Origin of the sequence: Paracoccus marinaquae, assembly GCF_018860165.1 — a bacterium.
GTDB classification, from domain to species: Bacteria; Pseudomonadota; Alphaproteobacteria; order Rhodobacterales; family Rhodobacteraceae; genus Paracoccus; species Paracoccus marinaquae.
Genome location: NZ_JAHKNG010000056.1, coordinates 1 through 16,306, shown reverse-complemented (window position 1 = coordinate 16,306; position 16,306 = coordinate 1). Strand labels below are relative to the sequence as shown.

Here is a 16,306-nt window from a genome sequence, read left to right as displayed (position 1 = left end):
GTGCTCGACCGCATCCATGACCACAAGATCAACCGGCTCGACGAGCTCCTCCCGTGGAATTGGACGCCGATCGCCGACACTCAGGCCCAAGCCGCCTGAGTAACCGCGGTAACAACCGGGCGGTTACTAAGGTTCAGGCCACGCGGACGATCTCGGCTGTTCCGAGGGCGTTGAAGCGGTTCATGAGGGCGACGCGGATGTGGATTTCGGCGGTCTGGCGGTCGGGGTCTCTCGCGGCGATGCGCTCGCCGAAGGACTTGAGGCAGCGCATCTTTGCTTCGACGCGGCTGCGGGCATGGTATCCGGTCAAGCGCTTCCAGAACGCGCGTCCATAATGGCGCGTGGCCCGGAGGGTTTCGTTGCGCGCCCGGGCCGCCGGGCAGTCCTCTTTCCACGGACGACCGTTCTTGCGGATTGGGATGATCGCCGTGCCGCCGCGCGAGATAACGGCGCTGTGGCAGCGGCGGGTGTCGTAGGCGCCGTCCGCAGTCACGGTGCCGATGTCTTCGCCTTGGGGGATCTGGTCGAGCAGGTCGGGCAGGACAGGGCTGTCGCCTTCCCGGCTGGGGGTGAACTCGATGGCGCGGATGTCCGAGGTGGCGGTGTCCATGGCCAGATGCACCTTGCGCCATTGGCGGCGGCCTTGAACACCATGCTTGCGGGCATGCCATTCGCCGTCGCCAAGAAACTTGATGCCGGTGCTGTCCACCAGCAGATTCAGCGGCCCGTCGGCACGGCGATAGGGGATCTGCACCTTGAGGGTCTTCTGTCTGCGGCACAGCGTAGAGTAGTCGGGAACGGGCCAGTCCAATCCCGCGAGCCGCAGGAGGCTCGCGACCATCCCGACTGTCTGCCTGAGCGGCAGCTTGAACAGCACCTTGATCGACAGGCAGAACTGGATCGCTGCATTGGAGAAGACCGGCGGGCGCCCTGGGCGCCCCTCATGCGACGCGTGCCAGGCCATCTCCTTGTCCAGCCAGATCAGCAACGACCCGCGCTTGCGGAGCGCAGCGTTGTAGACTGACCAGTTCGTCGTGCGGTAGCGGGCGGGCTTGGGCTTGCTCATGCCGCCCGTCTAACCGCATGGATTCGTGATGTGAATCCTTCACGGCGAGAGTTCTGCAACAACGCCGCCAGAAGTCGTGGCCGATCCAAAGGGCGAAATCATCCAAAGGATGTCGTCTCGCCCACTCTCTCAACCAAACCGGGATGCGTAGCTCTCATCGGCAACAAGCTGGTGCCCAGAAGCCGGCAAGAACGGCTTCAACCCGCCTCCAGCGCGCCGCCGAGCCGGCTCGGCGAATAATGCGGGTTGACAACATGAATCCGAGCATGATGAAGGCCATTGTCGCGCCCATCAGGACCGCCATGTAGGCCCGTGTCTCCGACCAGAAGACATGCGCCCAGAGGTAGGTATTGAGATACATCAGGATGAACATCACGACCGTCGAGGTCGCGATCATTGCGGCAAATCTCCAATATGACATGAGTGACCTTTCAGATTCGCGTTAAAACAAGGTAACGACCTTCCAGCGCTGGAGGGTTCCAAAGCTTTGGAAAGTCCAGATATGCGGCAGGCGTCAGGAATGTCGTCTGGTCGTGACCAGAAAGATGGTCGAAGCCGAACAGCTGATCAGCAAGAAACCGTTCAGCGCCTCAATCCCCGCCAGAAAGCGCAGATGACCTGTCGGATAGATGTCGCCCAGCCCAAGGGAAGAATAATTCACCACTGAGAAATAGAACACATCCATGAACGAGTTCACGTCAGCTTGCGCAAAACCGCCAATGCCCGTCGATTCGCCGATAAAGAAGCCGACCGCGTAGAGCCCTGCCTCGGCAATATGCGCGGCCGCCAGGACGTAAAGGGCAATCAACAGTGCACCTGTGCCGGTGATGTGCTTCCGGTCGGTAAGGTGCATGGCGAATGCCATTGCACGCGCATGCAGGCCACCGCACAATCCGAAAAGAATGATGACCAGCCCTGCAGCCAGTGTCATACGCGACTGTCCCTCTTAACCGGCTTCATTCAGCAGAGCGATTTCTTCCTCTTTCGCTGCAAGATCGGCCAGGATAGGGCAGTCGGGCCGGTGGTCTCCGGCGCAGGCATCGACGAGATGCGCAAGCGTCGCGCGCATCTCCGTCAACTCCGCGATCTTCCGGTCAATCCGGTCAAGCTGCACTTCGGCGATCTGTTTGACCTCGGAGCTGGTGCGGTCGTCGTCCTCGTAGAGCTTCAGGAGATTGCGGCAATCCTCGATGCTGAAGCCGAGCGCGCGGGCGCGCCCGAGGAATGCCGGCTTGTGCACGTCGCGGTCGCGAAAGCTGCGATAGCCGTTGGCGCTGCGCAGCGGCTTGACCAACCCGATATCCTCGTAATAGCGGATTGTCTTGGCCGGCAGGCCGGAGCGTTCCGCGACATCTCCGATGTTCATCTCAAAATCCTCCTTATTCGGCAGGGGCGGGGTAAAGGTTGGCGGCCGGGCGGACCGACCTCGTCTCGTCCATTGCGGGGGACACACGGCGGAGCCTGAGCGCGTTGGTCAGCACGAAGACCGAGGACAGCGCCATCGCGCCCGCGGCCAGAACCGGCGACAGCAACAGGCCGAACAGTGGATAGAGCACACCCGCCGCCACCGGGATCAGCGCCACGTTATAGCCAAAGGCCCAGAACAGGTTCTGGCGGATATTGCGCATGGTGCGGGTGGACACCTGATAGGCATTCACCACGCCGCGCAGATCGCCCGACATCAGCACCACATCGGCCGACTCAATCGCCACATCGGTTCCGGTGCCGATGGCGATGCCCACATCCGCATGCGCAAGCGCCGGCGCGTCGTTGATGCCGTCGCCGACGAAGGCCACCTGCCGCCCGCCTTTCCGCAGATCGTCCAGCGCCGCGACCTTGCCATCGGGCAGAACGCCCGCGATCACCTGGTCGATACCGGTTTCCCTTGCAATCGCCTCCGCCGTCTCGCGCTTGTCGCCGGTGATCATGGCGATCTTCAGTCCCAGATCGTGCAGCGCACCGATGGCCGCCGCGCTGGAAGGCTTCACCGGGTCAGCCACCGCGATCACCGCGGCCACCCGCCCGTCGATGGCGGCAAAGAGCGCGGTGCGGCCCTGTTCAGCGAGGCGCGTTTCCGCCTCGGCGAGGGCACCAAGTTCCAACCCTTCGCGGGTCATCAGCCGGTCGGCCCCGACCAGGACATCGCGCCCGGCGACATGCGCGCGGACGCCGTGGCCGGTAATCGACTCGAAGCTCTCCACCTCATGCCGCGCCACGTTTTCGGCCCGGGCCGCGCGGACGATGGCATCGGCAATGGGATGTTCCGACTGCGCCTCGACCGCAGCGACCAGTGCCAGAACTTCGGTCCGGACGAACGCGCCCGACAGCACCATGTCGGTCAGCTCCGGACGGCCTTCGGTGACGGTGCCGGTCTTGTCGACGGCCACGACGCCGATGCCGGACAATTGCTGCAGCGCGTCTCCCTTCCGAAACAGCACGCCCATCTCGGCGGCCCGTCCGGTGCCGACCATGATCGAGGTCGGCGTGGCCAGACCCATCGCGCAGGGGCAGGCGATGATCAGCACCGACACCCCGGCCACCAGCGCATAGGACAGCGCGGGCGAGGGGCCGACGACCAGCCAGACCAGAACCGTCAGCGCCGCGAAGGCCATCACCGCAGGCACGAACCACAGCGTGATCCGGTCGACCATGCCCTGGATCGGCAGCTTGGCGCCCTGCGCCTGTTCGACCATGCGGATGATCTGCGCCAGCGTGGTATCGGCGCCGACGCGCGTGGCGCGGAACTGGAAGGCGCCGGTGCCATTGACCGTGCCGCCCGTGACCGGATCGCCGGTGCCCTTGGCCACCGGCACCGGCTCGCCGGTAATCATGCTTTCATCGACATGGGCGCTGCCGTCGGTCACTTCTCCGTCCACTGCAATCCGCTCGCCGGGACGCACGACGAGGATGTCGCCCACGCGGATCCTCTCGATCGCCACGTCCTGCGCCTCACCGTCAACGAGAACCCGCGCGGTGCGCGCCTGAAGCCCCAGCAGTTTCTGGATCGCGGCGCCGGTGCGGCCCTTGGCGCGCGCCTCCATCCAGCGGCCCAGCAGGATCAGCACCACGATCACCGCCGCCGCCTCGAAATAGACGGCGCGCGAGCCTTCGGGCAGCAGTGCGGGCGCGAAGAGGGCCACCAGCGAAAAGAGATAGGCCGCCGAGGTGCCGACCGCGACGAGGCTGTTCATGTCCGGCGCGCCCTTGAAGAGCGCCGGGAAGCCCTTGGTGTAGAAGGCACGCCCCGGCCAGGCCAGCACGATGGTGGTCAGCACGAACTAGATCATCCAGCTTGTCTGATGGCCGATGGTGCGCCCGATCAGGTCATGCGCACCCGGCACGACATGCGCGCCCATTTCCAGAAGGAAGACGGGAAGGGCAAAGGCGGCGGCCAGCGCGGTTTTTCGAGCCATCGCCTTGGCCTCGCTGTCCTTGCGAGCGCTGCGATCCTCCGAGGCGGTGTCCTCTGCGGGCTCCGCAGGGTAGCCTGCGTCCTCGGCCGCCTTCAGCAAATCCGCAAGCTCCACCGCCCCTTCGGCATAGGTCACGGTCGCGGTTTCCGAGGCGAGGTTGACGTTGACCTCCAGCACACCGGGTACCGCCGCCAGCGCCTTGTCCACGCGCCCCACGCAGGAGGCGCAGGACATCGACGCCACGTTCAGACGCACATCCTGGGTCCGTGCCGGATAACCCGCCTCATCCAGCGCTGTCATGACGTCGGAGATCCGCTCGGGCGCATCGATCTGCGCCTGCGCGGTCTCATTGGCGAGGTTCACATGGACGTCATCGACGCCCGGCAGCGCGGACAGGGTCCGCTCGACCCGTCCGATACATGAAGCGCAAGACATGTTCTGCACGGAAAGCCGAAGGGTTTGCGAATCTGGCATGGCGGACTCCTGTCTGGATTTGTCCGAAAGATAGGGGTTCCACCTGATGGAAGGTCAATAGGGTTCAAAAATATTCCATTCCGTCCTTGACCTTCCTGCGGTGGAAGACCTCACCTGAACTGGAATTCGAAGGAGATAGGCATGACCAGATTGAGCGTACCGGACATGAGCTGCGGGCACTGCACCGCCGCAATCGAGAAGGCGATCAAGGCAATTGATCCAACCGCCAGGGTTTCCTGTGACCTTGGGGCGCATATTGTCGAGGTGGAGAGCTTTCTAAGCGAGCGGGCCGTGTCCGAAGCAATTCGCGATGCCGGCTATGATGCAAAAACACCGGCAGCGACCTGATACGAAAGCGACCTGATACGAAAAATGGCGCCGGCGGGTCCGGCCCCATTCCAACATCTGATCTGGCGAGCGAGATCAATCACTTTCCCGTGTCTTGTCGACCAGAGCCTCCAGTTGATCCTGTTCGACAAAGCCGGGCACAAGGGCGTCTCCGATCACGAAAGACGGTGATCCGTTGAAACCGAGCGCCTGGGACAGGCGCATCGATTCGTCGATATGCTCCTGCACCTCGGACGCGTCCATATCGGTGCGCAATTGTTCGATATCGAGCCCGATCTCCTCGGCCAGGCGCATGACCGATGCTTCCTCGGCGCGCCCTTCCATACCCATCAGTGCCCAGTGAAACTCCTCGTATTTTCCCTGCTGCCTTGCGGCCAGGGCCGCTTTTGCCGCGAACACCGAATCTTCGCTGAGAATGGGCCATTCGCGATAAACGAGCCGAACATTACTGTCGGCATCCAGAAGCCCCTGAACTTCGGACATGGCCCGCTTGCAGTAAGGGCAGTTGTAGTCGAAGAACTCCACGACCGTGACATCGCCTTCGGGATTTCCGAGGACCGGCGCGTTCGGATCACGCTCGAGCAACTGGCGCTGGTTTTTCAGAACGTCGGCAGCTGCGTCTGCCCGGGTGGCCGCCCGCTCCTGTTCGAGCAACTGCACGGCTTCCATGACGATCTGCGGATTTTCCCGGATCGCTTCCAGCGCCAGTTCCTTGATCCGTGTATCGCTCGGCTCTTGCGCGAAGCCGGCAATCGGCACGATAGCCAGGCCAAGCGCCAGGGCTGCGGTTTTCATCGGGTGCATTGTCAATTTCCTTCTCTCTGGGACTCGGCGGCACTGCGTTCGGCCTGAATCTGTTGTTGCCGATCCGGCCAGGTGGATTTGATATAGGCGAGGATGTTCCAGATCTGGTCGTCGCTCAGTTGATCGCCAAAGCCGGGCATGCCGCTTGCAAAATCAACGCCCTGTGCCGCGAGGGTCGCCTTGCCGCCGAGCCTGGTGTAGTCGAAGAGCACGCTGTCGGGATGATGCCAGGTATGGCCCGTTTCGTCATGCGGCGGCGCGGGCAGCGTGCCGTCCGGTCCAGGTGAGCGCCAGTCCGGCTGGCCCTCGAGGTTGGCGCCGTGGCAGGAGGCGCAGTAGCTCTGGTAGAGTTTCTCGCCCTGCGCCAGATCGGCGCTTTCCGGAGGAGCGCTGGTTTCGGCCCCGGCCTGCGTCATCAGCCATGCGCCCGCGGCGGCACCGGATAGAAGCACGGCGGAAAGGAGCAGGTATTTCCGCATCACGCCACCTCCAGCCAGGTCATCATGCCCGAGTCCGCATGGCTCAGCATGTGACAGTGAAACAGCCATTTTCCCGGATTGTCGACGACGAAAGCGATGGTCCGGGTCTCGCCGCCAAACATCAGCAGGGTGTCGCGGAAGGGGCCAAGGCCCGCGTCCCCGGTTACTTCCCGGAAATGCATCCCGTGCAGGTGCATTGCATGCGGGAACGACGTGTCGTTGTAGATTTCGAGTTTGAGCGTCTCGCCCACGGACAGGTTTGCCAGTGGCGTGTCGGTCATCCCGATCGTTCCGTTGAAGGCCCAGAATTGGTTCGCGTCGACCAGTTGGCGAAAGCTCTTGCGTTCGCCGTCGAGGGTGGCGGCATCGAGTGTGCCCATTGCCCCGCCCTGCATATTGAGCCGCGCCGTTACCGCTTTTTCCATGCCGGATATGTCCATGCGTGGGTTCGGGGGCAGGGGATGTGGCGACCCGCGCCGCGCCGCCGCCGCGCGGCCCGATACCGGAAACGCCACCTGTGAGACGCCCTCCTGATCCTCGACGCGCACAAGATGCGCTGTCTCGCCCGACGCCGCTGTGACGTCCACGATCAGATCGGCGCGCTGGCCCGGCCCAATGATCAGCACCTCGCTTACTGGCTTGGGCTCGGACAGCGGCATGCCATCAAGGGCCACGGTCCAGCCTTCCATCCCGAAAATCGAAAGAACGAATATCCGGGCGTTGGCGGCATTGATCAGCCGCAGGCGCAGGCGTTCGTTCTGCTTCACGTCCAGCGACAGATCAAAGCGCCCGTTGGTGGCGATGAAGTTGCCGCGCCGCCCGGCATGGCTGCGATCATGGCGTGACGTGAAGTCGGGGTCGATCTGTGCCGTTTCGGGATCGAGAAGCCAGTCGTCGAGGATCAATACCTCCTCGCGGTCGATATCCGGCGCCTCGGGCTCTTCCACGATCAGCGCACCATAGAGTCCGCGCGCGACCTGCTCGGTTGACCGGTTGTGCGCGTGATACCAGTAGGTGCCGGCGTCCGGCGCCACGAAATCATAGTCGAAACCCTGTCCCGGCTCGACAGCTGGCTGCGTCAGCCCGGTAACCCCGTCCATCGCGTTGTCGATGCGGATCCCGTGCCAATGAACCGAACTTGCCTGCGGCAGTTCGTTCAGGAACGATCTCTGGATGCGGGCGCCTTGAGCCATCCGCAACTCGGGTCCCGGCATCGCGCCGTCATAGCCCCAGATTTCAGTCTTGGGATAGGTTGGGGGTGCAAGTTGGACGCGCGCGGGCCGGGCCTTGAGTTCGGCAAAGCGTGGCGTTGCAGCACGCGCCAGGGCCGGAACGGTCAGAGCCGCAATCGTCGCCGCGCCCTGCTCAAGAAATTCTCGCCGTGTCGTCATCTTTTCCGTGTCCTTGAAATGTGCGGGGCGATACGCCGCCCCGCCCGTGTCAATCGATGGTTTTGCCGATACTCGGCGTCCCCGCCAAAGCCCTGCGTTCCGGTACATCGCTGTCGAGAAGATAGATCGCCATCGCTTTCAAATCGGACTTTGAGAGGAACCGCGTTCCGTTCTGGACAACCTCACCCATGCTGCCGCCGAACACGTCTCCTGACGGGGTAACACCACTTTGCAGAGCATATGACAGATTGGCGACGGTCCATCCGCGATCTGCCAGATCGTCGGACAGGATTGATGGTGCCTTGTTTCCACCGGGCAGGTCGTCGTTGCCGGCAAAAACGGCATCTGGCATCCGGCCGCCCGCGAGGTTCCGACCGGTGTGACAGGCCCCGCAATGGGCGGCGCCGCGCACGAGTTGCCGGCCGCGGTTCCAGTCGACGCTCTTTCCTTCCACCGGTTCGGTCTGCGGATCATGCATGAAAAGCGCACGCCATAGTTTCAGGCCCCAGCGTTGGTTGAACGGGAAACCGACATCGTGCGGTGGTGCGGGGTTGGTTACCGGTGCGACGGTCTGGAATGCTGCCCACATATCGGCGACGTCCTGATCGGAAACATCCGCATAGAACGGATAGGTGAATGCCGGAAAGAAGGGCTCGCCATCGGGCGAAACGCCCTGCCTGACAGTCATCGCGAAGTCAGACAGGCTCCAGTCTCCGATGCCGTGCTCGGGATCGGTGGTTATGTTCGGCGGGTAGAAGACGCCAAACGGGGTTTCGAGCGGGGCACCGCCCGCCAGCGGAGCGCCGCCATCCTCGAAATTCGTGTGACAGGCGATGCAACCGCTCGCGCGCGCCAGATAGGCACCGCGCTGGACATCGCCGGTCAACTCGATCTCGGCGGGCGGTCGGCCAATCGGCCAAACCACCAACGCCGCGATTGCCGCCGTGCCGGAAAGGGCAAGGACGGCAACACCTGCAAGAACCCGCCTCATGTCATTTCACCTTCGCGCGGAAGCGGGTGTGACAGGACGAACAGGTGTCGCTGACCTTCGCGAAAACCGCGTTGGCGGGCATCTCGGCCAGTTCTTCGCGCCCCATCGTGTCATCGGCCATCATGTCACCACTGCCCATCATCGAGTTGGCTCCCATCATGTCGGAGCCGCCCATCATGACGCTTGTATTCTACATGGTGTCCGACTGACTTGCGGGTGCGTTGTCAGCGGCAAGAGCCAGGCCTTCGGCGTATCTGTGCAACTCCTCGGCCAGGCCTGCAAAGCTCTCCCAATCGTTCCATATGGCGTCTTTCGCGACCGATGGCATGCCTGCGCTGCCGTCCGGGAACAGACGGGTCATGGCATCGCCAGCGTGCATGCCGATGGTTTCCGCAGCGTGCCGCACGGTATCAGCATCATACGCCGTCTCGCCGCTCATCATCGGGGCGACCTGTTTCACGGCCTTGCCCATTGCCGACATCGCGTCCATGCGCTCCTTCACGATACCGGTCGCGCCGCTATGGGCGAGCGCCGCCGATGCCACGCCGACAAGCACGGCGGAAGTGATAATCCCTGTAGGTTTCATGTCATTGTCCTTCAAATCCTGATTTCGAGACAGGTCCGATCAGGTGAAGGATCGTGGAGGGGGCGGTTCATAGGCCGGACCGCTCCCGTCATGCGTTACGTGAGGAGGCCGGACCTTCGTGGTCGCGGCACGCCTGACGGGGTGTGCGCGCTCTGAATCCACCGTGATCGCCGCAAGTGCGCAGTCAATTCCCGGATGGCAATGTCCGAATGCCTCCTGGATGACAGTATGATCTTCGCCATGATCATCGTCGACCACGGCGTGCGTTGAGCTTGTCGCGGCGGGAGCAGAAGAATGGGCTTCAGCGCCCTGAGGGGTCAAGCCGAATGCGAAAAGCGCGCAGAGAATCATCGCGCGTAGCAAGCCGACAGGTTCAATTTTGCGTCTTTCGTTCAAAAGATGCCGTTTTCCTTCTGAAGCTCACGAATGTAACGCGTGATCATTTTCACGTCGCCATCGGTCACACCCTCCACCGTCGGCATGTTGCCGAAGTTCCAGTGATGCGCACGGACGCCGTTTTTTGCCGCGAGGACGAATGCCATGTCGGAGTGATGGTTTGGCTCATAGGTCTTGTGTACAAGCGGTGGGGCGACGCCGTTCTGGCCCGCCGCATTCGCACCATGACACTCGGCGCATTTGGCGTCGAACGCCCGCTTTCCGATCTGCGCGTCCGCCGACAGTTCGGCGGGAAGCGCCACCTCGACGATCGGTGCGCCCTCGGCCAGGGTGCTGGTATCGGGCGGAATCATCGAATGGCCCGTGCCTTGCGTCGCCCGTTGCGTCGCATTCCAGTAGACCGCAAACCCCCCGACGAGAAAGAAGGCGACGATCGCCAGCAATGTCTTGTTCATACTTTTCTTGCCCCTCGCAACCGAATGCTTCGGTCAAATAAGTTTGACCTGTGTACCAACCGGCGATCTGTCGAAAACCTCGACAATTTGTTCGTTATAAAGGCCGATACAGCCATTCGACGATTTGCGACCGATCTTGCGCGTGTCGTTGGTGCCGTGAATGCGATAGTACTGCCAACTCAGGTGCATGGCACGAATACCCAGCGGATTGTCCGGCCCGGGCGCCACATAGCGCGGCAGCGTCGGATCGCGCTCGATCATCGAGGGTGTCGGCGCCCAATTGGGGGCCTCATCCTTGAAGACCACTTCGGTATAACCGCGGCGTGTCAGCTCGTCGGACAACGGCACCGAGGTGGGATAGATACGCATCTCCCCATCGGCAGTCCAATGCTGGAGCACCCTGGTGTTCGTGTCCGAGAGCAGGATGCCTTTGCCAAGGCTGTCGAAGTGATCCTGCCAAGCGTGTAGCCGGAAGGAAGACATGTTGCGCCTCACCACGGACGCTTCCTCCGCCCGAAGAAGCGTTGGGGACGCCAGTGCGATAGCACCGCTGACTCCCGCCATCAGAAATCCACGCCGGTCGAGGGGGTTTTTGCCATGTTCTGTCATAACCTGCTCTCACATCTATTTCTTGCCTGTTTTAGCGGGATAAACCACCTTCCAGCACCGGAAGGTCAAGCAGATGCCCCCTGACAAGACCGTGATTTTTGTATCGGTTTGTATCGTTGACCTTCCGGCGCAGGAAGGCTTTAGCCCATCTCCTGTATGCTTGGAGATGCAACGAAAATAAATGAATCTGAAACTCCTGTTGAGAAATCGAGCACGATGCCGGTGATGAAATACGCCATGTGGGCCTGCTGCGCGGTGATGCTGCTTCCAATCGCAGCGTTCGTGATGGCGGGGGGACTTGCGGGCGGATTGACCTCCGGGCTCTACGTCTTCGCACCTCTGCTTTTGTGCGTCGCCGCACATTTGATCATGCATCGGGTGATGGGAAAATCATGCCATGATACGAAGAGCGAGCGGACCGATGATGTTGCGATCCAGGTGGATCAAAAAGTAGCCGCCGATTAGGCCGGGGTGAGATTGGGTATCGTTCGCCGTCTTCTGCCGCTTTGGGCGATGCTCTTACTTGGCGCCTGCGCCCAGACCATCGCGCAATGCGAGCGAAGCGGTGATGTCCGGCTCTCTTCGAGCGGTCAGGTGGCCGACCTGCCTGCAGGTTGTGAGGTAAAGGAAATAACGGGCAGTGGGCTGGCAGTGCTTGAATGTCGGGACGGCAGGGAGGGCTTCGCCTTCGCTTTGGAATAGTTGTGAAGGTGATGGGATATGATTGAAGGACGGCGGAATACATTGGCAGTTCTTGCGACTGTTGCGGCCGCCTACGCCGGGTTTTGGTATTTTCCGGATCTCGGTTCGACCGAACTCAACTTCGAGGACGTTCAATACCCGCGGGGCTTTCGCAGGCTGTCCGCCAGCGAAAGCTCGAGCGGCTTCGATCTCTTCATCGGAATGAACGCCATGGGCCCGGATAGTCTGGCGGATGCCGAAGCGCGGGTCAGGGCAGATATCTGCGGTGCGCTCTACGGCGATGACCTGTCTGAAACACAGCGCGTTCCGGTGGCGTTTTTTACAGAGTATTATTGCCCTTATTGCCGTGTTCAGACCAGGACGCTTGCGGCGCTCGATGCACGTCCCGACAGCAACCTGCGTGCCATCTGGCACGAATTGCCGCTTCTCGGGCAATCGTCGGAGGTCGCGGCCAAGGCGGCGCTGGCGGCGAAACGCCAAGGTGCCTATGTCGCATTTCATGAACGGCTCATGAAATCCTCGTTTGTGGCGACACCGGAATATTTACAGGCTTTGGCGCGAGACATCGGTGTCGATCACCAACGCCTGATTACCGACATGCGAAGCGCCCCTGTTACCGAAGAATTGGAAAACAGTGCTGCTCTCGCACGGGTATTCGGCATTTTTGGAACGCCCGCCCTGATAATCGGGCGAACGATCATCCAGGGCCAGATCGATGAGAAGACCATTCTGCGTGTTGCCGAGATGGAAATCGAGGAAGATTGGACGTCCCAGTGTCAGACAGCGTGATGAACAAATTCTCGCAGCTTTTCGTCGCAAAGCTGATTCTGCTGGTCTGCCTCGGTTTTCTCGGCGCGGGGCTGGCCAGTATGTCGAACGCCGCCGAATCCGGGAGCTTTTCCAACCCGGCTCTCGAGGCGCGTCTGATCGCAGCCGAAAACGGAGTCGGCCCGAACGCGACGTCCCTGTCCGCCGGGCTGCATCTGGAGTTGGGCGAGGGCTGGAAGACCTATTGGCGGTCCCCGGGCGAGGTCGGCATCCCGCCCTTGATCGACTGGGCGGGATCGGAGAATGTTGAAGAGGTCGAATTGCTCTGGCCCGCCCCGGAACGGTTCACGGCCTTCGGGATCGAGAATTTCGGATATCACGACGAGGTCGTATTTCCGCTGCGTATCGCATTGTCCGACCCCGGCGCGCCGGTGCGATTGAACGCCAATGTCACGCTTCTGACCTGCTCGACCGTTTGCGTCCCGCAGGAGTTCACACTGACCCTGTCGCTGCCACGAGCCAGCGGAATCGACGCGGATGCGGCGGCGCTCATCTCGGCCTATGCCGAAAAGGTGCCGGAGGAGGGGGCTGAGAGCGGTATCTCGATCCAGTCGGCCTATCTCGACCCGGACATGACCGCCCTGACGCTGGTCGCACACAGTGAGCGTCCCTTCGCGGGCCCGGATGTCTTTCCCGAACTGGGCGCGGGCACGGCATTCGGCAAGCCGGATATTCGTCTGGGCGACGGGGGCCGTCTGCTCTGGGCCCGATTGCCCGTTCTGAGCGCGGCCGCGGATCTGCCCGATCTGCGGATCACCGTGACCGATGGCGACCGTGCGGCCAGCCTGTTCACGGAGTTGGCCGATGCAGCACCGCAGCCGCCCTTCGCCCTGGACCGCGTGCTGCCGGGTCTGGCGGAACTGGCCTGGATCGCCGCAATCGCCTTCCTCGGCGGTCTTGTCCTGAACGTCATGCCCTGCGTGCTGCCGGTGCTCTCCATCAAGCTGTCCTCGGCGATGAAGAGCCGCGACCAGGGCGTGGGCCGTATTCGCAAGGGGTTTGCCGTTTCCGCACTCGGCGTTCTGGCGTTCATGTGGTCGCTCGCCGCTTTGACCCTCGCGGCGCGCGGTCTGGGGATGACCGTGGGCTGGGGGCTGCAATTCCAGAACCCCGTATTCTTGGCGGTGATGTTCATTGTCCTGGCCGTGTTTTCCGCCAACCTTTTCGGGGCATTCGAAATCGAGCTGCCGTCTTCCTTGCAGACCCGGCTCGCCCGCGCCGGCGGTGGCAAAGGCTATAGCGGCGACTTTGCGACAGGTGCCTTTGCCGCCATCCTCGCGACACCCTGTTCGGCGCCGTTCCTGGGCACGGCTGTTGCCTTTGCGCTGGCCGGGCGGCTGCTCGATATCGCGGTGATCTTCACGGCCCTGGGGATCGGTCTGGCCTTGCCCTATCTCATCGTTGCCGCGTTTCCGGCGGCGATCTCGCGCCTGCCGAAACCGGGCCGCTGGATGCTGTGGCTGAAGATCCTGCTGGGGCTGGCATTGGCGGGCACAGCCGGCTGGCTGTTCTGGGTGCTGATCGGTGTCGGTGGCATGACGTCCGCGCTTGCGGTTCTGACAGCCAGCGCAGTCCTCGTCGTGATTCTGTCTTTCAGTCGCCTGGCCGCAGGTGCTCGCTTGTCCGGGGCTGCGGCCACGGGCGCGTTGGCCATCTTCCTGGCGGGATTCCTTTCTGCGGCCGGCACGCCGAACGCCAAGCCGGCGACGGACTGGGCCGCATTCGACCGTCGAGAAATTCCGAAGCTCGTGTCGCGCGGAGAGGTGGTTTTCGTGGATGTGACCGCCGATTGGTGTCTCACCTGCAAGGCCAACAAGGCGCTCGTGCTTGACCGCGCGCCGGTTCGAACGGCCCTTCGCGCGCCGGGCGTGACGGCGATGCAGGCCGATTGGACCCGTCCCGACGAGGCAATCTCGCGCTATCTGGAGACCTTCGACCGCTACGGTATTCCGTTCAACGCTGTCTATGGACCCGGCGCTCCCGAGGGTATCGTCCTGCCCGAGCTCCTGTCGTCCGAAGCGGTTCTATCAGCGCTCGAGAAGGCGGCGGAGCGCGCGGTGGCGTCGGGCGGATAGGGCGCGCTCTTCATGTGGGGAGGCATCAATAAACTGCCACGGAAAGGAGGTTCGATGAGTTCCGAAACAGAATTCCATATTCGTGGACACGGATCGCACATGCCGACAAGCGGGCGGGGTATGGTCATCTCGGCCTGGCTGACCGGCGTCTATTTCATCATTGAGCTTGGTATCGGGCTCTGGACCGGATCGATCGCTGTCCTGTCGGACGCATTCCACACGTTTTCCGCCGTGGGCGGAATCCTCGTCGCCGTGGGCGCGGCCCGGCTTTCCCGGCGGCCTGCCGATGCAACATTCAGCTTTGGCTGGTACCGCTCCGAAATCCTCGGCGCGCTGGTGAATGGCGGGTTCCTGGCCGGAATGGCCTTCGTCGTTATCTATATGGCCGCGATGCGGCTGAACGCGCCCATCGACCTGCCGACAGGGCCAATGCTGCTTGCTGCAGCCGGGGGTCTTGTGACGGAGTTCATTTCGCTTGGCCTCATCTGGAAACAGAGCCGGAGCGACATGAACGTGCGCGGCGCGCTCTGGCACATCATCCAGACCTTCGTGGGCAGCCTGCTCATCATCGTCACGGCGCTGGTGATCCGCTTTACCGGTTTCCTGATGATCGACCCACTTCTGGGCATGGCTTTCGGCTTCGTGCTGCTCTGGGCCAGCTGGGGCATCCTGCGGGATGCGGCGCGGCTCTTGATGGAGGCAGCGCCGAGCGAGATAGATTTGAACTCGGTGATCGCGGATCTGGAAGCGCTCGACGGTGTGCACGACGCGCATCATGTCCACGCATGGACATTGACCAGCGGGCGGAACGTGTTTTCGGCGCACCTTCGCGTGGGTGACGGCGTGGACCCGCAGGCGGTGCAACGACGGGCGCACCGCTTGCTGCGCCGCGATCACGGCTTCTTCTTCGTAACGCTCCAGACTGAAACCGAGTGTCTGGACGAGTCGGGTGCCGAGACGATCGATATCACCTCGGGCCATCAGGTCGGCCATGTCTGACGGTTCGCTCCGCTTGTGGCTGGCACGCAAGCTGATCGGGCGCATCGTCGCCCGGGCGGCGGGGCGCGGCCTTGCCACGCGCGGCCTGCGCGACACGGAGGGGTGCGAGATCCGTTGGCTGACGCCCGAAATCGAGGCATTCGTGGTGGCGATGACCGCGGAAACCGTCCGCCTTCGCCCCCATGCGCAGCAGGCAGAGCTTCCGACTTTCGGTAGCCGGCTGATGGTGGAAATGGCGATCTGGACGATTGCGGCCGACCGCAGCCTGCGCGCTTGTGGCATCGCGCCCGAGACCGCGCGACAGGTGGTCGCCGATCTCGGCTGGGACATCTACCGGCGGATGCTGGCGCTCAGCGCATTGCCCGTGCGCCTGCTCACCCGCGATTCCGGCCGTCGGCTGCGCTGGACCATCCGCGCGCTGCTGGTGTTTCCCTTCGCGCCCTCCGGTGCGCCGGGTTACGCCGTTCGGGTCAGCCGGGACGGGGACGACCTGTTCACGCATTTCACCCATTGCCCGCCGCAGAGCTTCGTGCGCCGCATCGCCCGGGCGGAGGAAGATCCTGAGTGTTGATTGCCACTGAGAATTGACCCGGCAACCGCCAAAATTGTCATTGAGAATTGACCCATGTGCAACCCTGCCTCGGCTTGAAGCAGCTGGAGGCATACGGAGTGATCGACATGGGATTTTTG

The 16,306-nt window shown here is 62.6% G+C and carries 17 protein-coding genes and 2 pseudogenes; 6 read left to right on the top strand and 13 right to left on the bottom strand.

The features are described 5' to 3' along the window. Positions 1-133: 133 nt before the first annotated feature. The 5 genes and pseudogenes from KNW02_RS18635 to KNW02_RS18615 all read right to left on the bottom strand — a co-directional run bounded on the left by KNW02_RS18635 (position 134) and on the right by KNW02_RS18615 (position 4,953). Positions 134-1,066, bottom strand: coding sequence for an IS5 family transposase (locus KNW02_RS18635; protein ID WP_068767093.1), 933 nt, complete (start codon positions 1,064-1,066; stop codon positions 134-136). Between the two features lie 247 nt (positions 1,067-1,313). Then, a pseudogene (locus tag KNW02_RS18630) lies at positions 1,314-1,487 on the bottom strand (DUF305 domain-containing protein); the annotation flags it as partial. A 93-nt stretch (positions 1,488-1,580) separates the two neighbouring features. After that, entirely contained in the window at positions 1,581-1,997 is a 417-nt protein-coding gene (locus KNW02_RS18625) for an ion channel (RefSeq protein WP_216034710.1), read from the bottom strand. A gap of 15 nt (positions 1,998-2,012) precedes the next feature. Beyond that, positions 2,013-2,432, bottom strand: a complete 420-nt coding sequence (gene cueR / locus KNW02_RS18620; RefSeq protein WP_216034709.1) for a Cu(I)-responsive transcriptional regulator — start codon at positions 2,430-2,432, stop codon at positions 2,013-2,015. A gap of 13 nt (positions 2,433-2,445) precedes the next feature. Next, positions 2,446-4,953, bottom strand: a pseudogene (locus tag KNW02_RS18615) (heavy metal translocating P-type ATPase). 141 nt (positions 4,954-5,094) lie between these two features. On the opposite strand from KNW02_RS18615, the gene KNW02_RS18605 reads away from it, so the two are divergent. Continuing rightward, entirely contained in the window at positions 5,095-5,301 is a 207-nt protein-coding gene (locus KNW02_RS18605; RefSeq protein WP_018065822.1) for a heavy-metal-associated domain-containing protein, read from the top strand. Between the two features lie 75 nt (positions 5,302-5,376). Here the strand turns inward: KNW02_RS18605 and KNW02_RS18600 are convergent, their stop codons facing one another. The 8 genes from KNW02_RS18600 to KNW02_RS18570 all read right to left on the bottom strand — a co-directional run bounded on the left by KNW02_RS18600 (position 5,377) and on the right by KNW02_RS18570 (position 11,012). After that, positions 5,377-6,096 (bottom strand): DsbA family protein, encoded by a 720-nt coding sequence (locus KNW02_RS18600; RefSeq protein WP_216034712.1) that lies wholly within the window; start codon positions 6,094-6,096, stop codon positions 5,377-5,379. 11 nt (positions 6,097-6,107) lie between these two features. Continuing rightward, on the bottom strand, positions 6,108-6,584 hold the full coding sequence (locus KNW02_RS18595) for a c-type cytochrome (RefSeq protein WP_216034708.1): 477 nt from the start codon (positions 6,582-6,584) through the stop codon (positions 6,108-6,110). Next, positions 6,584-7,975: a multicopper oxidase family protein gene (locus KNW02_RS18590; protein ID WP_216034707.1), complete on the bottom strand. Its 1,392-nt coding sequence runs from the start codon at positions 7,973-7,975 to the stop codon at positions 6,584-6,586. The genes KNW02_RS18595 and KNW02_RS18590 overlap by 1 nt, the downstream gene beginning before the upstream one ends. A gap of 49 nt (positions 7,976-8,024) precedes the next feature. Next, positions 8,025-8,966, bottom strand: coding sequence for a cytochrome c (locus tag KNW02_RS18585; RefSeq protein WP_216034706.1), 942 nt, complete (start codon positions 8,964-8,966; stop codon positions 8,025-8,027). A gap of 1 nt (position 8,967) precedes the next feature. Then, positions 8,968-9,144, bottom strand: a complete 177-nt coding sequence (locus KNW02_RS20990; RefSeq protein ID WP_252734090.1) for a hypothetical protein — start codon at positions 9,142-9,144, stop codon at positions 8,968-8,970. Positions 9,145-9,156: 12 nt separating this feature from the next. After that, positions 9,157-9,552, bottom strand: coding sequence for a c-type cytochrome (locus tag KNW02_RS18580; RefSeq protein ID WP_252734089.1), 396 nt, complete (start codon positions 9,550-9,552; stop codon positions 9,157-9,159). A 392-nt stretch (positions 9,553-9,944) separates the two neighbouring features. Next, entirely contained in the window at positions 9,945-10,403 is a 459-nt protein-coding gene (locus KNW02_RS18575; protein WP_108693302.1) for a c-type cytochrome, read from the bottom strand. A gap of 33 nt (positions 10,404-10,436) precedes the next feature. Continuing rightward, positions 10,437-11,012, bottom strand: a complete 576-nt coding sequence (locus tag KNW02_RS18570; protein ID WP_216034705.1) for a L,D-transpeptidase — start codon at positions 11,010-11,012, stop codon at positions 10,437-10,439. Between the two features lie 225 nt (positions 11,013-11,237). On the opposite strand from KNW02_RS18570, the gene KNW02_RS18565 reads away from it, so the two are divergent. The 5 genes from KNW02_RS18565 to KNW02_RS18545 all read left to right on the top strand — a co-directional run bounded on the left by KNW02_RS18565 (position 11,238) and on the right by KNW02_RS18545 (position 16,187). After that, complete coding sequence (locus tag KNW02_RS18565) at positions 11,238-11,477, top strand: DUF2933 domain-containing protein (RefSeq protein WP_252734088.1); 240 nt, start codon at positions 11,238-11,240, stop codon at positions 11,475-11,477. 255 nt (positions 11,478-11,732) lie between these two features. Next, positions 11,733-12,503, top strand: a complete 771-nt coding sequence (locus tag KNW02_RS18560; RefSeq protein ID WP_216034703.1) for a DsbA family protein — start codon at positions 11,733-11,735, stop codon at positions 12,501-12,503. After that, a complete protein-coding gene (locus tag KNW02_RS18555; protein ID WP_256447767.1) occupies positions 12,503-14,617 on the top strand; it encodes a protein-disulfide reductase DsbD family protein in 2,115 nt (704 codons plus the stop codon). The genes KNW02_RS18560 and KNW02_RS18555 overlap by 1 nt, the downstream gene beginning before the upstream one ends. A gap of 54 nt (positions 14,618-14,671) precedes the next feature. After that, positions 14,672-15,616 (top strand): cation diffusion facilitator family transporter, encoded by a 945-nt coding sequence (locus KNW02_RS18550; protein ID WP_051085131.1) that lies wholly within the window; start codon positions 14,672-14,674, stop codon positions 15,614-15,616. After that, positions 15,609-16,187, top strand: a complete 579-nt coding sequence (locus KNW02_RS18545; protein WP_216034702.1) for a hypothetical protein — start codon at positions 15,609-15,611, stop codon at positions 16,185-16,187. The genes KNW02_RS18550 and KNW02_RS18545 overlap by 8 nt, the downstream gene beginning before the upstream one ends. Positions 16,188-16,306 lie beyond the last annotated feature (119 nt).

Excerpts from the sequence above, each read along its gene's own strand:
- KNW02_RS18560 (WP_216034703.1), top strand. The coding sequence starts at position 11,733 with ATGATTGAAGGACGGCGGAATACATTGGCAGTTCTTGCGACTGTTGCG.
- KNW02_RS18565 (WP_252734088.1), top strand. The coding sequence starts at position 11,238 with ATGAAATACGCCATGTGGGCCTGCTGCGCGGTGATGCTGCTTCCAATC.
- KNW02_RS18635 (WP_068767093.1), bottom strand. The coding sequence starts at position 1,066 with ATGAGCAAGCCCAAGCCCGCCCGCTACCGCACGACGAACTGGTCAGTC.
- KNW02_RS18575 (WP_108693302.1), bottom strand. The coding sequence starts at position 10,403 with ATGAACAAGACATTGCTGGCGATCGTCGCCTTCTTTCTCGTCGGGGGG.
- KNW02_RS18590 (WP_216034707.1), bottom strand. The coding sequence starts at position 7,975 with ATGACGACACGGCGAGAATTTCTTGAGCAGGGCGCGGCGACGATTGCG.
- cueR (WP_216034709.1), bottom strand. The coding sequence starts at position 2,432 with ATGAACATCGGAGATGTCGCGGAACGCTCCGGCCTGCCGGCCAAGACA.
- KNW02_RS20990 (WP_252734090.1), bottom strand. The coding sequence starts at position 9,144 with ATGATGGGCGGCTCCGACATGATGGGAGCCAACTCGATGATGGGCAGT.
- KNW02_RS18555 (WP_256447767.1), top strand. The coding sequence starts at position 12,503 with ATGAACAAATTCTCGCAGCTTTTCGTCGCAAAGCTGATTCTGCTGGTC.
- KNW02_RS18605 (WP_018065822.1), top strand. The coding sequence starts at position 5,095 with ATGACCAGATTGAGCGTACCGGACATGAGCTGCGGGCACTGCACCGCC.
- KNW02_RS18595 (WP_216034708.1), bottom strand. The coding sequence starts at position 6,584 with ATGCGGAAATACCTGCTCCTTTCCGCCGTGCTTCTATCCGGTGCCGCC.
- KNW02_RS18625 (WP_216034710.1), bottom strand. The coding sequence starts at position 1,997 with ATGACACTGGCTGCAGGGCTGGTCATCATTCTTTTCGGATTGTGCGGT.
- KNW02_RS18545 (WP_216034702.1), top strand. The coding sequence starts at position 15,609 with ATGTCTGACGGTTCGCTCCGCTTGTGGCTGGCACGCAAGCTGATCGGG.
- KNW02_RS18570 (WP_216034705.1), bottom strand. The coding sequence starts at position 11,012 with ATGACAGAACATGGCAAAAACCCCCTCGACCGGCGTGGATTTCTGATG.
- KNW02_RS18580 (WP_252734089.1), bottom strand. The coding sequence starts at position 9,552 with ATGAAACCTACAGGGATTATCACTTCCGCCGTGCTTGTCGGCGTGGCA.
- KNW02_RS18600 (WP_216034712.1), bottom strand. The coding sequence starts at position 6,096 with ATGAAAACCGCAGCCCTGGCGCTTGGCCTGGCTATCGTGCCGATTGCC.
- KNW02_RS18550 (WP_051085131.1), top strand. The coding sequence starts at position 14,672 with ATGAGTTCCGAAACAGAATTCCATATTCGTGGACACGGATCGCACATG.
- KNW02_RS18585 (WP_216034706.1), bottom strand. The coding sequence starts at position 8,966 with ATGAGGCGGGTTCTTGCAGGTGTTGCCGTCCTTGCCCTTTCCGGCACG.